The sequence below is a fragment of the Pseudoalteromonas sp. SG43-8 genome, from assembly GCF_014164245.1.
Classification (GTDB): domain Bacteria; phylum Pseudomonadota; class Gammaproteobacteria; order Enterobacterales; family Alteromonadaceae; genus Pseudoalteromonas; species Pseudoalteromonas distincta.
Genome location: NZ_JACJEX010000002.1, coordinates 68,454 through 89,880, shown reverse-complemented (window position 1 = coordinate 89,880; position 21,427 = coordinate 68,454). Strand labels below are relative to the sequence as shown.

At 39.8% G+C, this 21,427-nt stretch carries 15 protein-coding genes; 4 read left to right on the top strand and 11 right to left on the bottom strand.

What is annotated here, in order from left to right:
• Positions 1 to 35 precede the first annotated feature (35 nt).
• Genes H5122_RS05560 through H5122_RS05545 form a run of 4 tightly spaced genes read left to right on the top strand, consistent with a single transcriptional unit; the run spans position 36 to position 10,913 of the window.
• Complete coding sequence (locus tag H5122_RS05560; RefSeq protein WP_182682497.1) at positions 36 to 6,197, top strand: Ig-like domain-containing protein; 6,162 nt, start codon at positions 36 to 38, stop codon at positions 6,195 to 6,197.
• 9 nt (positions 6,198 to 6,206) lie between these two features.
• On the top strand, positions 6,207 to 7,040 hold the full coding sequence (locus H5122_RS05555) for an MBL fold metallo-hydrolase (protein ID WP_182682496.1): 834 nt from the start codon (positions 6,207 to 6,209) through the stop codon (positions 7,038 to 7,040).
• A 20-nt stretch (positions 7,041 to 7,060) separates the two neighbouring features.
• Positions 7,061 to 9,280: an adenylate/guanylate cyclase domain-containing protein gene (locus tag H5122_RS20290; RefSeq protein ID WP_310736079.1), complete on the top strand. Its 2,220-nt coding sequence runs from the start codon at positions 7,061 to 7,063 to the stop codon at positions 9,278 to 9,280.
• On the top strand, positions 9,252 to 10,913 hold the full coding sequence (locus tag H5122_RS05545) for an HD family phosphohydrolase (protein ID WP_182682495.1): 1,662 nt from the start codon (positions 9,252 to 9,254) through the stop codon (positions 10,911 to 10,913). The genes H5122_RS20290 and H5122_RS05545 overlap by 29 nt, the downstream gene beginning before the upstream one ends.
• 288 nt (positions 10,914 to 11,201) lie before the next feature.
• Here the strand turns inward: H5122_RS05545 and H5122_RS05540 are convergent, their stop codons facing one another.
• The 11 genes from H5122_RS05540 to H5122_RS05490 all read right to left on the bottom strand — a co-directional run bounded on the left by H5122_RS05540 (position 11,202) and on the right by H5122_RS05490 (position 21,388).
• Positions 11,202 to 12,629, bottom strand: a complete 1,428-nt coding sequence (locus H5122_RS05540; RefSeq protein ID WP_182682494.1) for an NAD-dependent succinate-semialdehyde dehydrogenase — start codon at positions 12,627 to 12,629, stop codon at positions 11,202 to 11,204.
• A gap of 254 nt (positions 12,630 to 12,883) precedes the next feature.
• On the bottom strand, positions 12,884 to 13,222 hold the full coding sequence (fdx, locus tag H5122_RS05535) for an ISC system 2Fe-2S type ferredoxin (RefSeq protein ID WP_002958430.1): 339 nt from the start codon (positions 13,220 to 13,222) through the stop codon (positions 12,884 to 12,886).
• An 11-nt stretch (positions 13,223 to 13,233) separates the two neighbouring features.
• Positions 13,234 to 15,096, bottom strand: coding sequence for a Fe-S protein assembly chaperone HscA (gene hscA, locus H5122_RS05530; protein WP_002958429.1), 1,863 nt, complete (start codon positions 15,094 to 15,096; stop codon positions 13,234 to 13,236).
• 41 nt (positions 15,097 to 15,137) lie between these two features.
• Positions 15,138 to 15,665 (bottom strand): co-chaperone HscB, encoded by a 528-nt coding sequence (hscB, locus tag H5122_RS05525; RefSeq protein WP_002958428.1) that lies wholly within the window; start codon positions 15,663 to 15,665, stop codon positions 15,138 to 15,140.
• A gap of 82 nt (positions 15,666 to 15,747) precedes the next feature.
• Entirely contained in the window at positions 15,748 to 16,071 is a 324-nt protein-coding gene (gene iscA, locus H5122_RS05520; protein WP_002958427.1) for an iron-sulfur cluster assembly protein IscA, read from the bottom strand.
• A 12-nt stretch (positions 16,072 to 16,083) separates the two neighbouring features.
• Complete coding sequence (gene iscU / locus H5122_RS05515) at positions 16,084 to 16,467, bottom strand: Fe-S cluster assembly scaffold IscU (RefSeq protein ID WP_002958426.1); 384 nt, start codon at positions 16,465 to 16,467, stop codon at positions 16,084 to 16,086.
• 41 nt (positions 16,468 to 16,508) lie between these two features.
• Positions 16,509 to 17,726: an IscS subfamily cysteine desulfurase gene (locus H5122_RS05510; RefSeq protein ID WP_002958425.1), complete on the bottom strand. Its 1,218-nt coding sequence runs from the start codon at positions 17,724 to 17,726 to the stop codon at positions 16,509 to 16,511.
• Between the two features lie 24 nt (positions 17,727 to 17,750).
• Positions 17,751 to 18,242, bottom strand: coding sequence for a Fe-S cluster assembly transcriptional regulator IscR (gene iscR / locus H5122_RS05505; RefSeq protein ID WP_002958424.1), 492 nt, complete (start codon positions 18,240 to 18,242; stop codon positions 17,751 to 17,753).
• A gap of 237 nt (positions 18,243 to 18,479) precedes the next feature.
• Complete coding sequence (gene trmJ / locus H5122_RS05500) at positions 18,480 to 19,205, bottom strand: tRNA (cytosine(32)/uridine(32)-2'-O)-methyltransferase TrmJ (protein WP_002958423.1); 726 nt, start codon at positions 19,203 to 19,205, stop codon at positions 18,480 to 18,482.
• A 191-nt stretch (positions 19,206 to 19,396) separates the two neighbouring features.
• Complete coding sequence (locus H5122_RS05495; RefSeq protein ID WP_002958416.1) at positions 19,397 to 20,152, bottom strand: class I SAM-dependent methyltransferase; 756 nt, start codon at positions 20,150 to 20,152, stop codon at positions 19,397 to 19,399.
• A gap of 57 nt (positions 20,153 to 20,209) precedes the next feature.
• Positions 20,210 to 21,388, bottom strand: a complete 1,179-nt coding sequence (locus H5122_RS05490) for a response regulator transcription factor (RefSeq protein ID WP_182671024.1) — start codon at positions 21,386 to 21,388, stop codon at positions 20,210 to 20,212.
• Positions 21,389 to 21,427 lie beyond the last annotated feature (39 nt).

Sequence of the window (21,427 nt, the reverse complement as noted above, 5' to 3'; positions counted from 1 at the left end):
ATTGGATACAAAGCTTTTATTATGGAGTATTTAAAATGACAGCAAAAAATATATTTTTGCTTGGTTCTATGGTGTTTTTGTTAAGTGCCTGTGGAGGCTCAGAAGAAAGTCCCACTCAAGAGGCAATACAATCACCTACGGCTGAAGTAATACCGCCAACGGTTACTAGCTATATTAATTTGGCTGGTGTTATAGCGAGTAATCAAACCAAGAGTACAAAAGTTTTAGGTGCTGTCACTTCAAGTAGAGGAGTTGTTGGAGCAAGTTTAGCTAATACTCGCGCTAATATTGTTTTTTCACAAACAAACGACACCGTACAAGGTAATGTTTCTTTTTTACTTGAAGCTTCGGATACTGATGGCATTGCTGAAGTTAATTTAGTACTCCCTAGCGTTTATAAAAGCATATCACTTTGTTCTTCTGATTGTGGTGTTGACTACGAAAAGTCAATTATAGGCCTCAGTCCTGCGCTTTATGGCGCAACTCCAGGGGAAATACGCCTTGAAATATGGATAACTGACACTTTAAATAATCAAGCACTTGCTGATGCAATCACTTTTAACTGGCAACCATATCAAATTGAAGGTGTTACAGCACAACGAGACGAAGATAATATTAATCTTTCGTGGCAAGCTAACCCCGAACTTAATCGTTACAACGTTTATATTGCAACTCAAGCTGGAGTCTCATCTACTAATATTAATGAATTAGAGAATGGGCAACAATTTTTAAGTATTCAAGATACTGCATTAAGCATTACCGAGTCACTTACAGATAAAAGTTACCAAGTACTTATTACCGGTGTTGATGGCAGTGGTGAAAGTGGTTTTGCTAATATAATAAACATAGCGCCAGTGGGTGGAGAGCTTGCATTTGCACCAGAGGCAAATGTCGATCAGTTTCAGATAAATGAAGATCAAACTCTGCAAGGTAACGTTCTAACGAATGATACGAATCAATACAGTGGTGATTTACGTGTAAATGCAGATGCATTAATTCTACCGCAGCATGGCACTCTTAATATAAATGAAAATGGGGATTTTACTTATATCCCTATTGCAAACTTTAATGGTGAAGATGCATTTAGCTATCAAGTTGCTAACGAGCTAGGTATGACAGACACCGCAGTTGTAGAGATAACCATTTTAGCTGTTAACGACGCTCCTATTGCGCTTGATAATACCTACAGCGTTACAAACAATGGAACCTTAGTTGTCCTATCGCCAGGCTTACTTATAAACGATAGCGATATAGACTTAGATGACTTAACTGTTGATACAACGCCGGTTAGCGAACCAACAAGAGGACAATTAACCCTTTTTGATAATGGTGGCTTTGAATACCAAGGCGAGCAAAATATGCAAGGCCAAGACAGTTTTCAGTACAGAGTTGTTGATGCACAAGGTGCTCAGGCTATTGCAAATGTAACTATTGTAAGCTCAAACACTAACGTAGCCCCTGTAACAAAAAATGATAGCTATAGTTTAAGCGAAGATGAAACACTTGTGGTTACAGCTGCCAATGGTGTGCTTAGTAACGATACTGACCCAAATAATGACAGTTTTTCAGTTGATGAAACGTTTATGGTGGCACCCACACATGGCCAACTATTATTAGCAACTGATGGCAGCTTTAGTTATGTGCCGGATGCTAATTTTAATGGTGTTGATCAATTTCAATACCAAGCTATAGACTCATTAGGTGCAACCTCTTCAGCCACAGTAACTTTAGTAATAAACAGCGAACCCGATAACCCTGTTGCACAAAATGATGCCTATCAATTTAGCAAAAATAAACTATTTGAAGTAACAGTACAAAATGGCTTGTTAATTAACGACTTTAATATTGAGGCTGGTGATTTATCGGTTAATACCACGGCAATTAATACAACTCAAAATGGGGAACTTACATTAAATGCTGATGGCTCGTTTATCTATCAGCCAGACTTAGGTTTTATTGGTGTAGATAGCTTTACCTATTCAATTTCAAATGAGCAAGGTTTAACTGCAACAGCTCAAGTAACCTTAAGTGAAAGCGGCGTTAATACTTTTCCACAAGCCAATGACGATCGATATACGTTAGACGAAGACAGCTCTGCATCTTTATTAGATGTGCTAGCTAACGACACTGATGCAGATGGCGATACAATTACTATTTCTAATATAGAAAATACTGCTGGTGAAGCGACTATTGTCGCCGGAAAAATACAGTTTACTCCACCTGCAAATTTTTCAGGTGAGATAGTACTGACTTACACCATTACCGATGGTTATAGCACTGGTAATGAAGGTATAAACGACAGAACAGCAAGTGTGACGATTACTGTTACACCAGTTAATGATGCCCCTACTGCAAATGCTGACTCAGCAACGATGAACGAAGATGCTCCTGCGTTATTAGTTAACGTATTAGCTAACGACTCCGACATTGACGGCGATACTCTTGTGATAACAGCTGCTACTGCAGATAGAGGTTCTGCATCTGTTGTTGATAATAAAATCCAATATACGCCTGCTGCTAATACAAATGGAACAGCAATTATTAACTACACAATAAGTGATGGTAACGGCGGTACTGCAACTACTAACTTAACAATTACTATTATTCCCGTAAACGATGCTCCAATAGCAAACGCAGACTCAGCTACAATAGATGAAGATGCAGCGCCAATACTAATAAATGTATTAGCCAATGACTCAGACGTGGATGGCGACAGCCTTACCATAAGCGCAGCATCAGCTAATATTGGCTCTGTATCAGTGGTTGGCAATCAAATTCAATATACACCGGCAGCCGACGACAACGGCTTAGCAACAGTTACTTATACTGTAAGCGATAGCAATGGCGGCGCCAGTACAGCAACGTTAACTATCACAATTAAACCTGTAAATGATGCTCCAATAGCAAATGCTGACACGGCAACGATGGATGAAGATGCAGCGCCAATACTAATAAACGTATTAGCCAATGACTCAGATGAAGATGGCGACAGCCTTGCCATAAGCACAGCATCAGCTGATATTGGCTCAGCCTCAGTAGTTGGCAATCAAATTCAATATACCCCAGCTGCGAATACCAATGGACTCGCCACGGTAACTTATACTGTAAGTGATAATAATGGTGGAACCAATACAGCCACAGTCGCCGTTACGATAACTGCCGTGAATGATGCACCTGTTGCTAATAACGATACTGCAACTATGGCTGAAGATGCAGCGCCAATACTGATAAACGTATTAGCCAATGACTCAGATGAAGATGGTGACAGCCTTGTCATAAGCGCAGCATCAGCTGATGTTGGCTCAGCCTCAGTAGTTGGCAATCAAATTCAATATACCCCAGCTGCGAATACCAATGGACTTGCCACGGTAACTTATACTGTAAGCGATAATAATGGTGGAACCAATACAGCCACAGTCGCTATTACCATAACTGAGGTTAACGATGCACCTGTAGCATCGGTTCAAAGTTTTAGTATTAGTGAAAATGCTACAGATGGCGACATTATTGGGACTGTTAGCGCGTCAGATATTGAAAACCAGACCTTAACTTATAGTTTAACTGGCGGTGACACTGCTTCATTTGAAATTAATAGTAGCTCTGGTGTTTTATCAACCGTAGGTGAAAGCCCATTTGATTTTGAAACAACTAATCAATATATCTTAAATGTCACTATAACTGATGATGGCACACCTAATGAAAGTTCAAACGTTAACATAACCGTTAATATTACTGATGAAGTTGAACTTCTTATTCCAACTGAAGATGTGACATTTGGCCGCCCAATTACAGGAGAGCTTGATCTTTCGTACATTTTTTCTGGTGGTGAGTTTAAAGACAGTATTGAGCTTAATGGCAACCTATATTTTGTTGGTTTTACCAACAATGCTGATAAAGACCTTCTTATTGTCTCTTACTCAAATAATGGTGATATAAATACTGCCTTTAATAACACCGGCACTAAAATACTCGATTTAGATCAAGATGAAGAAGCCACAGCTATTATTTCTGACGGTACAGATCTTTTCATTGCCTATTCGAGTTTTGATGGCACCCATAATGAAGCTTGTATGCTTAAAATGGATCTCGCTGGCACGTTAAACACTGGTTCGGATGACGATGATGATGACGACGGTGAAAGTGGCGCAGGTATTCAGTGTACAACGCTTAATAGTACTACCGTTATTAATGACCTTGAAATTGATGACAATAAAATACTGGCTGTAGGTAAACACTTTGATGGGACTCAAAACGATAGCCTATGGATACATTACAAAAAATCAGATCTAGATTTTGAGAACTCTACTCCAGCTATTGTCGATGTTAGCGGCGCTAATCGAGATGATGAAGGCTTTGCAATTAAGAACTTTGATAAATCCGACTACTTAGTTGTAGGGACTGTTACCAGTGCAGAGGGAACAAAAGACTCTCTAATTCGTTATTTAAAGTCTGATGGCGATAATGACAATAACTTTAATGGTGGCTCAGCACTTATAATTGATATATCAGATAATAATAAAGACGACGAACTTTTTGCTGTAGGCGGAGTTGTTGATTCTGAATTTACTGCCTTCGCAGGTGGTTACATAACTCGTAACAGTGGTGAAAAAGAAGCCGTGGTTTTGGCTATTGATAAAACAGGTACTCTTATAACGAGTTTTGGTGATGCAGGTACTGCTATTTACGATATTGATGGTAACGGTGGAAATGGTAATGGCGGCGCTAAAATTACAGGTATTAAACACGAGTCTAGTAACAATGGCATTAGTTTGTCAGGGACGACTGGCGTATCAGCCTCAGAAAAATTATTTTCAGCACGGATTAATATTGAAGGTACTTTAGATGATGCCTATGGCACCTCCGGCATTAATATAATTGATGGTATAAGTGGTAAGCAATTTGCCAACAGTTTAGCTATCGACCCTAATGACACTATTTGGGTAGCTGGTGTTAATGATGATTCAAGTACAAAACCGTTTATTGCAGCAATAGATAGCCAAGCCACATTATTTAGTAACTTTGAAACCAATGGTTACTCTACCTTTAATAATTTAGTAGATGCGACTAACGATGAATCAATGCACGTTTTACAACTTAGCAATGGCCCTAATGTTGGTAAGTACATTCTTGCATCAACGGCTAAATCGGACTCAGTTACTAAGTTAGTATTAACACGTTTTACGAGTGCGGGTGATATCGATACTAGCTTTAGCGAAAGTGGCCATAAAGAAATCGCCATAGATTTGAGTAAGTCGCGTGTTGCTTTAACCGAGCAAAGCGACGGCAATTTAGTTATTACAGGCTCTAAAAATAGTGAAAATGGTGAAGCGGGCTTTGTAGCTAAAGTTGATCAGTCTGGTAATTTAGACTCTTCATTTGCTACAGATGGTGTATATACAACTTCTGTCAGTGGCGCAGAATTGGTAAACCTGACAGATATTGCACTTGATAACAGCGGTAACATTATTACTGCTGGGTCAATAGTAACAAGTGGCACTCCTAGCCCAATCGTTATAATGTTGACGCCAGAAGGTACTCTAGAGCCTAACTTTGGCACTGGCGGAAGTATCATAGGCTCAGCTTTTGAGTACTATAACCGCGTACATACCGACAATGCAGATATTTTCATTGGTGGTAAGTCTGTATTAAGTGGCACTTCAAAGCTAATCGCATTGAAGTTGAGCTCAAACGGTACTGAAACCTTTAAATATGTAGGTGAAGAAACTACAGATACCGACAATAAAATAGTGCAGATTTTAACTGACACAACGGGTAAGTTATATTTAATAGCAAACCTTATTGATTCGCCAAATAAAGCCAATGTTATTAGATTGCTTGTTACGGGTACGCTTGATACTAGCTTTGCCGTAAACGGTGTCGGTGAATATACTTTGGCCTCAACCGGTAACACTGAGCTAAGTGGTGCAGCGCTAGATAGCAGCGATCAACTTATTTTAGCAGGCAAGGCTAACAATAAAGGAATGTTAGCGCGCATTTTAACTGATGGTACTTTAGATAATACGTTTGGAGCCAATGGTGCCGGATTTTATGAAGCAAGCCAATGTGTCAGTACGCATGTATTTACTTCAATCATTCTGCAAAATGATACCCAAGTTGTTGTAAGTAGCACCTGTAATGACACTAACTCTAACAATGTTAGTATTTCTAAATTCAATTTTGAAGCAGATGGAGCTTAGCCTTAAATTATGAAAGTTGAATTTTTTGGTGTTAGAGGCTCGATGCCTTCAGCTGGAAGTAATACACACATTTTTGGGGGAAATACCTCGTGTGTGTACATTGAACAAAACAACGGTAGAGATCTTATTTTAGACTCTGGTACCGGTATTGTAGAACTCGGTACACGTTTACTAGAAACACAAAGTCCTATCAATATTTTGCTAACGCACAATCATTGGGATCATATTCAAGGGTTTCCTTTTTTTAAACCTATCTACCAGCCCAACCGCAATATAACCATTGTAGCTGGCAACGTTGATGATAAAAAAAGCCAAGATGCCATATTAAAGCAAATGAGTGGTTCGTACTTTCCTGTGTGTTATCAGGATTTACCTGCCAATATTACGCTTAATACTGATTTATCGTCTCAAAAGCAATTTACACTTAACGGTTTTTTGGTTTCTACTGCTCCACTGAATCACCCTGGTGGCGGTACTGCTTATTGCATTAAAGCAGATGAAAAAAAGATAGCCTACGTTACCGACAATGAGCTAAACCCACCAGATAAGCTAAACACAAGTATTTGCGAATGGAGCAATTTTATTGAAGGCGCTGATTTACTAATTCACGATGCTCAATTTATAGATGCAGACTTGCCTCTTAAGCATGGTTGGGGTCATAGCACCATAGATCAGGTTGCTGAGCTTGCTATAAAAGCGAGTATTAAAAATGTGATTATTATTAGCCACGATCCATCAAGAACCGATGAACAGTTGTTGGCTATAGAAAAATATTTACACACGCAGTACGCTCAACAGGTAAAAATAGAATGCGGCCGAGAAGGACGAGTTTTTGATTTTTAGTCTATCAAGGAGCGTTACTCATTAGCTTCTTAAAACCCATTACCTCAAAGCACTTTTTTATTGGCGCTGTTATTACGTTATTAATTGCATCAATAGAGTTATTTTCAACTGGGTCGCTTGCAAAGTTAGTTAACCGTGTAGAAGGTATAATATACGACTCTCGATTATTACTGACGCTTTCAGAGACGCCTAGACGCATCGATGAAACCGTTGTAATAATTGATATCGATGAAAAGAGCATGCAAGAACAAGGACGCTTTCCTTGGAGTCGCTCAAAAGTAGCTGACCTTGTTACAAAGCTTAGCGATGCAGGTGCTATTGTTATTGCATTCGATATATTTTTTTCTGAACAGGAAGAAAACCCTGTTACAAAAATTATGTCTGAAATTCCAGATTTATCAAAAAAGTACACCATCCCCTTTGCTCAAATTACTAAACAAGTCGATGCAGACACAAAACTAGCAAGCGCATTATCTAAAAATGATACTGTTCTTGGCTTTTTATTAATTGATGAACAACTGACTAATCAAAACTTGCCAGCTAAAAACAGTGTTGTATGGGCAAGCGAAGAGCACGCTAATTCACAAATAAACCAGTTTCCTGGTGCTATTGTAAATATTCCACAGTTACAAAATGCAGCAACGGGCACCGGCTTTATTAATGCACATAGTGACGAAGATGGTTTTATACGTAAAGCAGCTCTTATAAATCGGGTTGGCGATAAGCTTTATCCTTCTTTAGCACTTGAAGTTGCTCGACTTTATACCCTTGCTGAAAACATAGAAACCCGTTCCAATAGGTTAGATGGTATAACCTTATTCGAAGGTATAAAGTTCCAAGATAAGTGGATTCAAACTGATGAGTATGGGCAAATATTAATTCCTTACAAAGGGCGTGCGCATAGCTTCCCCTATTATTCGGCTACCGATATTTTGACAAAAAAAATTGGTTTAGAGGAATTAGAAGGCACAGTAGCCTTTATTGGTACTTCCGCCGTAGGGCTTGCTGATTTAAGATCAACACCTGTTGGTTTGCAATACCCTGGTGTGGAGGTTCATGCCAATATATTTGAAGGTTTAATGCACCCAGAGCTACTTCCCTCTAAACCTAATTGGTCACAGGGAGCAAGCTTACTCATCATTGCATTAACGGGTTGCGTACTGTCGTTTTTTAGCCACGCTAAGAGCGCACGTTCTATTATTGTTTTGTCTCTTACAGTCACAAGTGTCGTTATATTTTTAAACGTTTATTTATGGTCAGTACAAAAAATTAGTTTACCTTTATTAATGCCTCTTTTACTCATCATTATATTAGCGGGTTATTACATCATTGTAGGCTCTATCGCTGAAATGAAACACAGCCGAAAAATAAAATCTATGTTTGACCAATACGTTCCTCCTGAGCGTATAAATCAAATGATACTGCAAGGTAAAAGTTTATCTCAAAAAAGTGAGCGAAAAAATATGACAGTGTTGTTTGCCGACATTCGTAGTTTCACTTCACTATCAGAAAGTATGTCGCCTCATCAGTTAAGTGAATATTTAAACGAATATCTTACAGCTATTACCAAAATCATATTTGATCATCACGGAACTATTGATAAGTACGTAGGCGATATGGTGATGGCATTTTGGAATGCCCCACTGAAAGATGAAAACCACGCTCGCCATGGTGTTGAAGCCGCAATGTCTATGATCAACGGGTTAACGAAAATAAATCAGTTATTTGCAGAAAACAACCAGCCAGCAATAAAAATAGGTATCGGTTTAAGTACTGGCGACATGAATGTAGGTGATATGGGTTCGGTTTATCGTAAAGCCTATACAGTTCTTGGAGATACTGTTAATTTAGGTGCTAGAGTAGAAAGCTTGACCAAATTTTATGGCGTAGCTATTCTTGTTACAGAAGAGACAATGAAGGAATGCCCTCATATTTCATTTCGTTTAATAGATAAAGTGCAAGTTGTTGGAAAAACAGCTGCTGTTCAGTTGTTTGAACCTATAAACTTTACAGATAAGCTCGATGAAGAGCAGTTAAATGAAGTTAAAAAGTCGCAGCAGGCCATGATGCTTTTTTATAATAAAAACTGGCCACAGGCACTTAGCTTATTTAAAGAACTACACGGTACAACCGTATTTAGCCCCAACATTTATGCCATTTTTATTGAACGTATTAAGGGCACTGATTTGCAAACACTAGCTAAGGATTGGAATGGTGCCTTCAAACATACTCAAAAGTAGTAAACATATGCGACAGCACATTAAAGACAAAACAAATCTTCAGCACTTTATCGATATTAGTATTAGGCTAACAACAGAAAAAGACTCGTCTAAATTACTTGATGAAATACTGCAAGTTGTAATGTCGATAGCAAATTCTGATGCTGGCAGTATCTACTCCATTACCCCAAACAAACAACTCAAGTTTGAAACGGTAATAAATAAGTCATTAAATCTTTATTTAGGTGGCACGTTAGGGAGCCCTGTTGATTTCCCTAATATCGATCTTTTTATTGATGGCAAACCAAACGAAACCGCTATTGTTGCCCACTCTGCAAATTCTGGCGAAGTGATTAACATTCCTGACGTGTATGATGCCTTGCCTTTTGATATGAGCGCTGCACGTAAAATGGATGCACGCACGGGTTATCGTTCTGAGTCCATGCTAACAATTCCTTTAAAAGATCATGAAGATGACATTATTGGTGTTATCCAGCTTATAAATGTAAAAGATGCGCAAAATAAAAACATTCCTTTTAGTGAAGAGCTCGTCACTCTAATTCGATCTTTTGCCTCTTTAGGCGCTATTTCGCTAACTAACTCAACACTAATTAAGGGAATGGAAGATCTCTTTTCGACCTTTGCTGAAACAATTGCGATGGCAATAGATGAAAAGTCTCCTCATACCGGTGGCCATTGTAAACGAGTGCCAGCACTCACGTTAATGCTAGCTGATGCCGTTAATGATATAAATAAAGGTCCTTTGGCTTCATTTTCGATGACTGAAGCTGACCGACATGAGCTTGATATAGCTGGCTGGTTACATGACTGTGGGAAAATAGCGACCCCCGATCACATCATGGAAAAGTCGACAAAACTAGAAACTATTTTTGATCGAATAAAATATGTAGATGCTAAATTTGAAATAATTAGCCGAGATTTAAAAATAGCGTATCAGCAAAAGATCATCTGTGCGATGAAGCTGCAAAAACCTATCGAAGTTCAACAATTTGAACGCCTACTTGATACCGAGCTTAAACAGTTGGCATTAGACCGTGCATTATTACAGCGTGTTAATGTAGGGGGCGAGTTTTTAGGTGATGCAGAACTTGAGCACATTGAACGCATTGCAAACAAATACCAACTCGTTATTAATGATATTAATACACCATTGCTCTCAGCTGATGAAGTTGAAAACTTAACAATACGAAGAGGCACGCTAACCGAAGCCGAACGTGAAGTAATGAAGCGTCATATGGATGTAACTAAAAATATTTTAGATGCCCTGCCGTTTCCTAAACACTTAAGCAATGTTACTGAATATGCTTTAGGTCATCATGAAAAACTTGATGGTACTGGTTACCCAAGAGGTTTAACCAAAGAGCAAATGTCGGTGCCTGCAAGGTTAATGGCTATTACGGATATTTTTGAAGCGCTATCTGCAGTAGACAGACCCTACAAAAAAGCAAAACCGGTCAGTGAGTGTTTATTTATTTTAGGGTCAATGGTTGCTAAAAACCATCTTGATGGTGATATTTTTGCTATTTTTATTGAGTCAGAGGTTTATAAAAATTATATCAACGAGTATGCAGATCCAGAGCAGTTAGATGAGATAGATTTTGATAATTTACCCGGTTACACACCTATAAGTTAGCACCTATAAGCCATGCCTTTATTCAAAATGCGCTTATTACAGTCTATAACTATTCAAACAAAAAAATGCCACCATACGGTGGCATTTACACACGGGGTTATTTCTACTTATAGAAATCCTTTTACTTTTTATTTGTTTTTTTATTTTGTTTTATTAACAAAAAATATGGCTCCAAAGGTAGCATTTAGTGCTTTGTGTAGCAACAGTAAAAGATAAAGTTCATATATCTGCCATATTAACGTCATAAAAAAGCGCGAAGTAAATTCGCGCTCATAAACTTAACGGGCGTTATATTTTAATACACACGTACTTTTCTTCTAAGTACTCATCAAGCCCTTGATGACCGCCTTCTCGGCCTAAACCAGATTGCTTAACACCACCAAATGGCGCTACTGGGTTTGATATAACACCTTCATTAACGCCGACCATACCAAATTCAAGCCCTTCACTAACTCGGTAAATTTGCTTAATATTTTGGCTGTAAAAATAGGCTGCTAGGCCAAATGGTACATCGTTAGCAAGCGCAAGCACTTCACTTTCTTCATCAAAAGGAATAACCGTCAATACCGGACCAAATACCTCTTCGTGGTAAATATCCATGTCTGTAGTTACGTTGTTTACTATTAATGGATTTTGAAAACTGCCACCTAAGTCACTATTATCGCCAATCAGCGTCGCGCCCTTATCGAGTGCGTCTTGTACTAACTGCTGTACTTTCTCTTTGGCTTTAGGGTAAATAAGCGGACCAATATCAACATCGTCTTCAAAACCATTTGCCACTTTTAACGCTGCAACCTTAGGCGTGATTTTTGACAGTACTTTGTCGAGAATATTACGCTGTATAAAAATACGGTTTGCAGCAACACATGCCTGCCCACTGTTTCTAAATTTAGCCGCCATTAGCCCTTCAACAGCTTCATCTAAGTCGGCATTATCAAAAATAACAAAAGGTGCATTACCGCCAAGCTCCATCGAGGTGCGTTTAATTGTGTCAGCACATTGCGATAGCAACTGCTTACCAACACCGGTAGAACCGGTAAATGTAAACTTACGCACGACTTCTGAGTCAGTCAGCATTTTACCTACTGTTTTGGCATCTTGAGAAACCAGTACATTAAATGCACCTTTAACAAAACCGGCTTGATCAGCTAAGTAAGCAAGTGCGATAGCACAAAGTGGCGTGTGTTCAGAAGGTTTAAGTATAAAGCTACAGCCCGCAGCGTAAGCTGGCGCTACTTTACGAGTAACCATAGCAATAGGAAAGTTCCACGGCGTTATACCAGCTACAACACCGACAGGCTGCTTAAAGCTAGTTAAACGATGCGAGTCATCTGTTGGCGGAATTACATCTCCGTAACTACGTTTGGCTTCTTCTGCAAACCATTTGATAAAACCTGCACCGTAATCAATCTCACCAAGAGATTCTTTGAGCGGCTTGCCTTGCTCTTTGGTCATTAGCTCTGCAAGTGTTTGCTTGTGTTTTATTACTAGCTCATACCAGCGCATCAAGGTTTCGCTTCGCTCAGTGGCATTTGTCGTTTTTAACTTAACAAAAGCCCCTTGAGCTGCGTTTATTGCGCTATTTACACCCTGCTCGTCAATATCACTTACTTCAACAATACTTTTTTCGGTAGCGGGATCGTTAACACTAAAGCGCGTATCGGTTTTATAAAATTCGCCGTTAATAAATGAGTCAGAAAAAATAAGATTACTCAAAATAAACCTCCAAAATTACGTTTTCAGGTGTTAGCTTTTAATGCGTGGCATAGAGCCAAGGCTAACATTTTAGGATCTTTGCTCACGTGAGAAGCGCAGCTTCTATATTTATAACCTAGAGTTAAAACACATAACGCCAGCAAGCTTTGCTTGCCTGCAAAATAACTTACGAGCTTTGCTTGTCACGCCTACAATTCACAAACAAAAAAGCCGCTGTATCAAACAGCGGCTTTTAATATATACATCGTTAAAAACTAGTGCTCTTCATTAACGATATTGAGATTGTACTTAGGTATTTCAACCACTAGGTCTTCATCTCTTATAATTGCTTGGCAACCAAGGCGTGACTCAGGCTCTAAGCCCCATGCTTTATCTAGCATGTCGTCTTCTAGCTCATCACTTTCTTCAAGTGAGTCAAATCCTTCACGAATCACTAAGTGACACGTAGTACATGCACAAGACTTTTCACAAGCATGCGCAATGCTAATACCATTTTTAAGCGCAGCGTCGAGTACCGTTTGACCTGTAGGAGCTTCAATTGCAGCGCCGTCAGGACATAATTCAGGATGTGGAAGAAAAACAATTTGTGGCATTCTAATCTCTCTTAAATGTTGTCTACTGACTGCCCTGTAAGGGCCTTTTTAATTGATGCATCCATTCTACGCGATGCAAAGTCGCTACTCGCATTATCGACTTTTTCGATAGCTGCTTTAATTTCGCCAGGCTCTTGTGCATTTTCGCGCACTTTTACCAGTTCTGCAATTTCAGCGCGTAAGTTAGCTAGTTGCATATCGTCAAGTAATGCACCATCGGCTTCAAGTGATGCGTTAAGCGCTTCTATTACGCGCAACGCTTCTACTTGTTGCTCTTTAAGCATACGCGCTTGCATGTCGCCTTTAGCGTTGCTCATCGACTCTTTTAGCATGTTAGCTACTTGGTCATCAGATAAACCAAACGAAGGCTTAACTTGAATCTCAGCTTGTACACCTGTTGATTTTTCCATAGCTGAAACACTTAATAGGCCATCAGCATCAACTTTAAAGGTTACACGAATATGCGCAGCGCCTGCCGCCATTGGTGGAATACCTTTTAAGCTAAACTTAGCAAGCGATCGACAATCATCAACAAGCTCACGCTCACCTTGCAGCACATGTAATGACATGGCTGTTTGACCGTCTTTAAACGTTGTAAATTCTTGTGCGCGTGCTACCGGAATCGTTGTATTACGCGGAATGATTTTTTCAACCAAACCACCCATCGTTTCAAGGCCTAGCGATAACGGTAATACATCAAGCAATAACATGTCAGAATCGGGCTTATTGCCAATTAACACGTCGGCTTGAAGCGCGGCACCTAAGGCTACAACACGATCAGGATCGATTGAAGTTAGCGGCTCTTTATCAAAAAAGCTTTGTACTTGGCTACGTACCAATGGCATACGGGTTGAACCGCCTACCATAATAACTTGCAGCACTTCTTCATTTTCAATGCCAGCATCTTTTACAGCACGACGACACGAGCGCAGCGTTTTTTTAATTAGTGGCATAGCCATTTCATCAAACGTTTCGCGCGTTACTTCAACGGTGTATTTTTGATCGTCAAACTCAAGGCCCACGTTTACTTTAGCGTATTGGCTTAATGCTTCTTTACACGCTTTTGCTTTATTGATAAATAAACGTAAAACTGAAGGTGATAATGCTGACACACCTGTTTGCTGCTTAAAGTAATCAACAAGGAGCGAATCAAAGTCATCGCCGCCGAGGCTAGAGTCGCCACCGGTTGCCATTACTTCAAACACACCTTGGTGTAATCTAAGTACTGATATATCGAACGTACCACCGCCTAAATCATAAACAGCAATAATACCTTCTTGGCCAGAGTCTAAACCATAAGCGACTGCTGCTGCTGTTGGTTCATTTAATAAACGTAGTACGTTAATACCAGCAAGCTCTGCGGCATCTTTAGTACTTTGGCGCTGTGCGTCATCAAAGTACGCTGGTACTGTGATTACAGCCCCTAAAATTTCTTGGTTGCCAAAACTTTGCTCAGCTCGTGCTTTTAATGCAGCTAAAATATGGCTTGATGCTTTAATTGGACTAATTTTACCTGCCGCAGTTTCTATTGCTAGCGCACCATTGTGCTCACAAAATTCATACGGTAGTTGCCCATAACTTTGCTCTATTTCAGCCTGAGTTTTACCTAAAAAACGCTTAACCGAAATAAGTGTGTTAGCAGGGTCTTGCGTTGCTGCTTGTGCAGCTTCTGCGCCAACAGTAATACCGCCTGCTTGATAACGAACAACCGACGGTAACATAGCCGCGCCAAGATCATCAGTTAACGTGCGGGCTTCGCCGCTTTGCACTGTTGCAACTAATGAATTAGTTGTACCAAGGTCAATACCAATTGCTAGTTTATGTTCGTGTGGTGCCGCGCTTTGCCCCGGCTCAGCAATTTGCAATAATGCCATAATGCTCTTTAAACTCGTGTTGCTCGCTTTGCAGCAAGTAATTAATCGTCAAATAAACTGTCTTCGATACGCTCTAGTTCTTCACGTAACTTATAAACAAACTTCAGTTTACGAATATTATCTGCGGCAAGTTGATATTGCTGCTCATCATTACTTGCTAATTGCTCAGCAAGTTGTGCACTGTATTGCGCGTTTAATTGCTTAATTTGTTTTTCAAAATTTGCAATGGCGGTATCAGGATCGCTAGCTGATGTTAGCTCTTCAAGTTCTTCGCGAAGTTCCATTTGCTGCATTAAAAACATTGGATCTTGCAAGGTTTGCTGCTCTGCACGAATATCAACGCCTAGCTCGCTCAACATATATTCAGCACGTTTTACTGGGTGCTTTAATGTTTGTAGCGCATCGTTAATTTCGGCAGTGCTTTGCACAGCCATTAACTTATCGCGGCTGCTCGCATTCGCGTGGCGATCGGGATGTACAGTACGCTGTAATTCCAAGTAGTGCTTGTTAACCGTTGCTAAATCAATATTGTAATCAACGGGGACTGCAAATAATTCAAAGTAACGCATAACTTCAACCAATAATATTCAGAAATAACAAAGCCCTACATTAACTGGCAGGGCTTATTTATACTACAAAGATATTTAAAGCTTAAACGGTAAAGCTTTCGCCACAGCCACACTCATCTGCTTGATTCGGGTTATTAAATTTAAACCCTTCATTTAAGCCTTCTTTAGTGTAGTCGAGCTCTGTGCCGTCAATGTAAACTAAGCTTTTAGCGTCAACAATTAAGGTGACACCCTTAGCCGCAAAAGTTTCATCGTCTTCGTTTAAATCGTCAACAAACTCAAGTACATAAGCAAGACCTGAACAGCCCGTCGTTTTAATGCCAACGCGCAGGCCTAAACCTTTACCGCGGTTTGCTAAAAATGATTGTACGCGGTTTGCTGCCGCATCTGTCAATGTCACTGCCATGAGTTTCTCTTCTTACTTCGCTTGTTTGCTTTTGTAGTCTGCAATTGCTGCTTGAATTGCGTCTTCGGCTAAAATTGAACAGTGAATTTTCACTGGTGGCAACTCAAGCTCTGCACTGATATCAGTGTTTTTAATTGTCGCTGCTTCGTCTAGCGTTTTGCCTTTAACCCACTCTGTTACAAGTGAAGAAGAAGCAATTGCGCTACCACAACCGTAGGTTTTGAATTTTGCATCTTCAATAACGCCAGTGGCAGATACTTTAATTTGCAGTTTCATTACATCACCACATGCTGGTGCGCCTACCATACCCGTTGCCACTGACGGATCGTTCTTATCTAGAGTACCTACGTTACGTGGGTTTTCTACGTGGTCGATTACTTTATCACTATAAGCCATTATTCTATCCTCATTACCTGCTAGGGTATGTGCTCACACTATTAGTGGTGAGCCCATTCAACTGAATCTAAATCAATACCTTCTTGATGCATCTCCCAAAGTGGAGACATCTCACGTAGGCGACCGATAGAGTTTTTCATTAATTCGACGGTGTAATCAATCTCTTCTTCGGTAGTAAAGCGACCAATACTAAAACGAATTGAGCTATGTGCTAATTCGTCGTTACGGCCAAGTGCACGTAATACATAAGAAGGCTCTAAGCTTGCAGATGTACAGGCTGAACCTGACGATACTGCAATGTCTTTTACTGCCATAAGTAACGACTCACCTTCAACAAAGTTAAAGCTGATATTTACAATACCCGGTACTGATTGGTCTTGTGTGCCGTTAAAGTATACTTCGTCCATATCAGCCATAATGCCGTCGATTAAACGATTACGTAAGGCGCTGATGTGTGCGTGATCTTTTTCGAAATCTTGCTTAGCAATTTTAAACGCAGTACCCATACCCACTAATTGGTGAGTTGCTAGTGTACCAGAGCGCATACCGCGTTCATGTCCGCCACCGTGCATTTGCGCTTCAAGGCGAGCACGTGGTTTACGACGAACGTAAAGTGCACCAACACCTTTAGGGCCATACACTTTATGTGCAGAGAACGACATAAAATCAACTTTAAGCTGTTGCACGTCGATTAATACTTTGCCCGCGCTTTGCGCTGCATCTACGTGGAACATAATTTTACGTTCGCGACACATTTCGCCAATAGTCGCGATATCTTGAATTACACCTAGCTCGTTATTAACGTGCATGATGCTTACAAGTACTGTGTCGTCACGCATTGTGTCGGCAAGTTTTTGTAAATCAAGTAGGCCGTTTTCTTCAACGTCCATGTAAGTTACTTCAAAGCCTTGGCGCTCAAGCTCACGACATGTGTCGATTACAGCTTTATGCTCAGTTTTAGCGGTAATAACGTGCTTACCTTTTTTCTTGTAAAACTGTGCTGCACCTTTAATAGCAAGGTTATTTGATTCTGTTGCACCCGATGTGAAAACAATTTCACGTGGGTCTGCATTAATTAAATCAGCAATATCTGTACGCGCTTGGTCAACAGCTTCTTCTGCTTGCCAACCAAAACGGTGTGAGCGTGACGCAGGATTACCAAACTTACCGTCCATTGTCAGGCACTGCATCATTTCTTTAGCAACACGTTCATCAACAGGCGTGGTCGCTGCGTAATCTAAATAAATCGGTAACTTCATTTCTCTCTCCGCTGCAGGTCAACCTTAAAGTTGACAGCTTACTTGAATGTTTTCCAACTGCTTAATTGCATTATTGATACTGTTATCTTGGCGCGATGCTATTTCTTTCACATCTGATTTTTCCACCAATTCAGCAAGGGTAATATTATTCAAAAATTCTTCTATGCGTGCGCTTAAGTCTGACCACAAATTATGTGTTAAACAACGCATACCACTCTGACAGCCGGTATCGGCACCTTGGCAACGTGTTGCATCGACCGATTCGTCTACGGCGCTAATAATATCGCCAACAGAGATAACGCCCGCTTCACGCCCTAGTAAATAACCACCACCAGGTCCACGAACAGAACTTACTAGGCCATTTTTACGTAAACGAGCAAATAATTGTTCAAGGTAAGACAAAGAAATTTCTTGTCTTTGTGAAATATCAGCAAGGGCTACAGGACCTACACCTGTGTGTAGTGCAACATCCAGCATAGCTGTAACGGCATATCTGCCTTTTGATGTTAACTTCATAACGCCCCCTGCACAAAAGAGTGCAAATTTTAATTACCAGAGTAAATTAGTCAAGTATTATCACTTCATAAAAATTTGATTTATAAACTCTTACTTTTTAAATTGTAGAGTTAACAAACTTTCAATACTTGACCTCTTTGGTCAAGTATTACAGCCATTGTAATTACCTGAGTATTTTAGTCAAGTATTAGCTAGTTATTTACCCATTGGTTTTTATAACTAATAGCTATACCTAAGTTACTTAGGGATAGACTTATTAATTGAGGTGAGAATACCGCGTAAAATATTCATTTCGGCATCTTCTGGGTGAGCTCGGTTAAATAAACGACGTAATTTAGTCATAACTAAACCAGGGTGCTGTTTGATAATAAAGCCTGTTTTGAAAAGCGTCTCTTCAAGGTGCTCATAAAACAGCTCTGTTTGTTTTGAGCTTGGGTAAACAGCATCGTCTTCTTCAACCTTTTTAGGTTGTTGATTTAAAAACGCCATACGTGTTTCGTAACTAAGTGTTTGTACGGCCATAGCTAAATTAAGCGAGCTGTACTCTGGATTAGCAGGAATACATACGTGGTAATTACAAAGCTGTAATTCTTCATTAGTTAAGCCGCTGTTTTCACGACCAAATACTAGCGCTACAGGACCATTTACAGCTTCAGCAACGAGTTTTTCACCACATTCACGTGGTTCAACCATTGGCCACGAAAGCGTACGAGAACGCGCACTTGTGCCAATTGTTAATGTACAGTCAGCGATAGCTTCTTCAACAGTACCTACAATAACTGCATTGCCTAAAACATCAGTTGCGCCTGCAGCTAAAGCACTTGCTTGGCTGTCTATTTCACAAGCAGGATCAACTAAATAAAGCTTTGATAAACCCATGGTTTTCATGGCGCGAGCCGCCGAACCAATATTGCCCGAATGTGACGTGTTAACTAAAACAATGCGAATATCATCTAAGATCATTACTGTGCTACTTTGCTATGCCAAAAAATTGCGCAAATTCTAACATGAAAATGTAATAAGATCCTAGATTCAAAAGGCTAGATCCTAAGATCCAAGCCAATATAACGATTCTTACATGGGTAAATTTGTCGCTGAAATCAAATGTCGCTGAAATCATAGTATATATCTATACCACCAATTTGTTTTGATGTTTAAACCATTGCCGCCTTTACATAAACATCAAAACGGTTCTTTTTGGTTTTAATTTGCATACTTGGGGTTTTTTCGTTTAAGAATGGCGCATAATCGGGGCGTTTTACAACGACACGCTTACTGGCAAGTGGATAGGCAAAATCAAGTAGGTCGTCTGCGTCGTTGTCTGCACCAACTAGCTCTTGAAATACGCGCATTTCTTTTTTAACTAATGCTGATTTTTCGCGATGCGGAAACATGGGATCTAAATAAACAACATCGGGCATGCTTTCGCACTGAGAGAGCAAAGTATGGCTTGAGCCAAATATTAGGCTCATGTTTTCTTTCATCCACACACCAATTTCAATATCGTTATAGGCTCGCTTTAACCCATCGTATAAAAGGGCTGCAACAACCGGATGACGTTCATGTAATATAACTTTGCACCCTAGCGAGGCAAGTACAAAGCCGTCTCGCCCAAGGCCTGCGGTAGCATCAAGCACAACAGGCGTTGCACCTTTATTTAAGCCAACTGCTTTGGCAATAGCTTGCCCTTTACCACCGCCAAACTTGCGCCTATGGGCAGCAGCACCGGTTACAAAATCAACATTAATTGCACCTAGTTTAGGCTCATCGGTTTTAAATAGGCTTAACCCTTTATCGTCGTAATGTAAGCTAAAGCCACTGCAATTTTGCGCCCATTGGGCTAAACCAAAGCGTGTTTCTAATTCATTTAAATAAGGACGTAACTCTTTAAAAGCACACTGAATAACCACAATAAACTCCGACGATAAAATACGCCTGTAGTATATCAACCGCTTTACTTTAAAGCACTAAAATAGCTCTATATCACTGTGATGATTAGTATTGACCTTTGCGGCTTCCGCTTTAGTGCGTAAATTAGATATAAGTTCATTGCGGCTTTCGGCAACTTGTTTAAGCTGATATTTGATAAAGGCTAAATCGCTATTAGCCGATACAAATAACTGCATTGTTTGATCTAATTGAGATATATATAAGGTGAGATCTGCAGGATTTGCTTGTGTTTGTTGTAGCTTAATGGCGCAGTCAAGCTCATGTAGCTGCTCTATAAACACTTTAGTACTTTTGTTTTGCTCTATATTTTGTGTAGTTAACTGCTTAACAATATCTTGAAGGGCTGTACTTATTTGAGCTGCCTGCTCATAACTGCTTTCGCTTCTTTCCATGGTAATAACCTTCTCGTTGGTTACTTCTAATATATGCGGGAACAGATCTTTATAGCGCCCGTACAAAGCATCATTATCAACTGGCATATTTTTTATTAAAAGGGATACTTTGGGGTAATTAATTATAGTACTACTACCAATATCAACAAATCGTTGAGCTTGTCTGTGTTGCTCCAGCAGCTCTTGCTCTAACGGGCAAACACCGCTTTGCTGGCTGTAAAAAACACCTGTTCCTTGATACCAAAACACAACCACAACATCTAAATTTAAAGGAGCAAAAAAGGTAAAAAAGTGTTCACTCAACGATTGAAAGTTATTAGCATGATAACTTTGTCCAACGTAGCGCATTATACGGCCCATATCGCCCGACTCTGTCATCGCTATTTCCGCTGTTTTATTCGCTTTTGCTATATCCAGTTTTAGTTTTGTGCATTTTTGCCTATATTCGTAAAGTACCTTTATTCGCGCTATTAACTCTTCTGCATTAAAAGGTTTTGTAATGTAATCAGATGCGCCAACGCTATAACCTTTTACACGATCGCTTAGCTCTATTTTAGATGAGAGAAACATAACGGGAATATCTTGAGTGCTTTCACTGTGCTTTATCGTTTTACATACGTCATAGCCTGACATACCTGGCATTTCAATATCGAGTAAAATAATATCAGGGTTATATTTATTGGTTAGCCTTAATCCTTCATCGCCATCTTTTGCATGAATTATTTTACAAAACCCTGCTAAAGACTCTTCAATTATATGATGAACATACTTGTCGTCATCAATTGCCAATACCAACTTTGCCATGCCTTAATCCATTTTAATAGGTGTGCTAAAAGCATAGTA

Coding starts and splice junctions, on each gene's coding strand:
- H5122_RS05560 (WP_182682497.1), top strand. CDS start 36: ATGACAGCAAAAAATATATTTTTGCTTGGTTCTATGGTGTTTTTGTTA.
- H5122_RS05555 (WP_182682496.1), top strand. CDS start 6,207: ATGAAAGTTGAATTTTTTGGTGTTAGAGGCTCGATGCCTTCAGCTGGA.
- H5122_RS05545 (WP_182682495.1), top strand. CDS start 9,252: ATGGTGCCTTCAAACATACTCAAAAGTAGTAAACATATGCGACAGCAC.
- fdx (WP_002958430.1), bottom strand. CDS start 13,222: ATGCCACAAATTGTTTTTCTTCCACATCCTGAATTATGTCCTGACGGC.
- hscA (WP_002958429.1), bottom strand. CDS start 15,096: ATGGCATTATTGCAAATTGCTGAGCCGGGGCAAAGCGCGGCACCACAC.
- hscB (WP_002958428.1), bottom strand. CDS start 15,665: ATGCGTTACTTTGAATTATTTGCAGTCCCCGTTGATTACAATATTGAT.
- iscA (WP_002958427.1), bottom strand. CDS start 16,071: ATGGCAGTGACATTGACAGATGCGGCAGCAAACCGCGTACAATCATTT.
- iscU (WP_002958426.1), bottom strand. CDS start 16,467: ATGGCTTATAGTGATAAAGTAATCGACCACGTAGAAAACCCACGTAAC.
- H5122_RS05510 (WP_002958425.1), bottom strand. CDS start 17,726: ATGAAGTTACCGATTTATTTAGATTACGCAGCGACCACGCCTGTTGAT.
- iscR (WP_002958424.1), bottom strand. CDS start 18,242: ATGAAGTTAACATCAAAAGGCAGATATGCCGTTACAGCTATGCTGGAT.
- trmJ (WP_002958423.1), bottom strand. CDS start 19,205: ATGATCTTAGATGATATTCGCATTGTTTTAGTTAACACGTCACATTCG.
- H5122_RS05490 (WP_182671024.1), bottom strand. CDS start 21,388: ATGGCAAAGTTGGTATTGGCAATTGATGACGACAAGTATGTTCATCAT.